The following is a 2,147-nucleotide window of genomic DNA, read 5'->3' as shown; positions in this document are numbered from 1 at the left end:
GCGGCGGCCTGCGCCTGCTCTTCCGGGATGCCGCGCGGCAGGGCCTTGTCCTTTTGCGCGGCATGGATCTTCGCGATCACCGGCTCGGCCTTGGTGATCAGCGCGAAAGCCTTGAGCAGACGACCGGCGGCCAGGCTTTCGTCGACTGGCTTGAAGACGTCCTGGGTCAGGCGATCGAACTGCTCGCCCGGACGCTTGATGGCCAGGGCCGACTGATGGCTGAGCGCATCGTTCGGCAGCGCGCCGACCGGGTTCAGGCGCAGCAGCAGCATGCCGACGGTCGAAAGATAGGCGCCAAGCGCGCCGCCGAAGTTCGCGTAGATGCCTTCGAAAGCGTCCTGTACCTTGGCCAGCGCGAACTGCACCGAGTAATGCACCAGCGGCAGATCTTCCTCGCGGCGGCCTTCGGCCTCGTAACGGCGCAGCGCGCCGATCGCGAGCACCTGCCAGGCCAGGGCATCGGCGTAGCGGCCGGTGAGCTTGCCGCGAACTTTCAGCTTGCCGCCGATGGTGAACATCGCCAGATCGGTCAACACGGCAAAGCGCGTGGCGCTCCAGGCCAGTCGGCGGTAGTAGGTGGCCGTCGGGCCCGATACCGGCGAGCCGGCGGTCAAGCCGCGGGTCAGATAGCGGCCGATCGCGCGGAAGTTGTTGACGATGAAATGGCCGATCCAGCCGAGCAGGTTGTTGCGGAACGCCGAGGCATCGTCCTGCTCGACCGCGTTGACCACCTTCAGCGCATATGGATGGCAGCGGGTTGCACCCTGGCCGAAGATCATCAAGGTGCGGGTGAGGATGTTCGCGCCTTCCACCGTCACCGCGACAGGAGCGGATTTGTAGCCGGCGCCGAGGATGTTGTTCGGGCCCTGCATGACGCCGGCGCCGGAGAACACGTCCATGCCGTCGATCACCAGTTCCTGACTGAGCGCGGTGCTGTACGCCTTCATGATCGCGGACACCACGGGCGGCTGCTGGCCGGAGTCCACCGCCGAGCAGCCGAACACGCGTGCGCCTTCGAGCATGTAGCTGAGTGCTGCGATCTTGCCGACCTTGTCCTCGACGCCTTCCATGCGGCCGATGGCGATGCCGAACTGCTGGCGCACCATCGAGTACGGACCGGTGACGGCCGCCACGGCTTTCGCACCGCCGATCGCACCGGCCGGCAGCGACACCATGCGGCCACCCGCCAGCTGTTCCATCAGCATGCGCCAGCCCTGACCAGCGCCGTCGAGCTCACCGATGATGTTCTTCACCGGCACGACAACGTCCTTGCCGATCAGCGGGCCGTTGTAGAACGGATCACCGATCGGATCGTGATGATCGCCGTGGGTGAAGCCAGGCGTGCCTTCGTGGATCAGCACGCAGGTGATGCCGACGTCTTCGCCCTTGCCGAGCAGGTTCTGCGGATCGCGCAGCTTGGCGGCGAGGGTGACCAGGTTCGCGATCGGCGCCAGGGTGATGTAGCGCTTGCGGAAGTTCAGCTTGATCTTGGTTTCGCCGTCGACGTCCTTGAACACCAGACCATCGGCCTTGATCGAGGCAGCGTCCGAGCCCGCGGTCGGTTCGGTGAGGCCAAAGCAGGGTACGTACTCGCCGCTTGCCAGCTTCGGCAGGTAAGCGGTTTTCTGGGCATCGGTGCCGTAATGCTTGATCAGCTCTGCCGCACCCAGCGAGTTCGGAATCACCACGAAAGTGCCGACCGTCGCGTTGTAGGCGCTGATCTTGGCGAGGATCGTCGAGATGCCGAGGATCGAGAACGCTAAACCGCCGTACTGCCTGGGAATGAGAAAACTCATCATCCCGGTCTGTTTCACGAAGGCGAGGATGTCGTCCGGAATGCGCTTTGTGCGGCCGATCTCGAAGCGGTCGATCATCCGGCAGAGTTCTTCCACCGGGCCGTCGATGAAGGCCTGTTCTTCCGGCGGCAGCTTGTTGTAGTTCTCGGCAAGGATCTTGGTGAAATCCGGATGCCCCGAAAACAGCTCGCCATCGATCCAGATCGAACCGGCTTCCAGGGCCTGCCGCTCGGTATCCGAGATCTGCGGCAGGATCTTGTTGGCCTTCATCCAGTTCATCAGCATTGCGAACATCGGGTCATCTCCTTGGTTTCAAAATTTCCTTTGCTGGCCTGAAACGCGGAAGCCGCG

At 63.7% G+C, this 2,147-nt stretch carries 1 protein-coding gene; it reads right to left on the bottom strand.

The genetic code is table 11. The features are described 5' to 3' along the window. On the bottom strand, positions 1 to 2,090 hold a 2,090-nt coding region (locus tag QZY06_RS00680), incomplete at its 3' end, for an acyl-CoA dehydrogenase (protein ID WP_295678887.1). Positions 2,091 to 2,147 lie beyond the last annotated feature (57 nt).

It is taken from the genome of uncultured Nevskia sp. (genome assembly GCF_903885465.1).
In the GTDB taxonomy this organism is placed as follows: domain Bacteria; phylum Pseudomonadota; class Gammaproteobacteria; order Nevskiales; family Nevskiaceae; genus Nevskia.
This window is presented reverse-complemented; position numbering and strand designations above follow the sequence as displayed.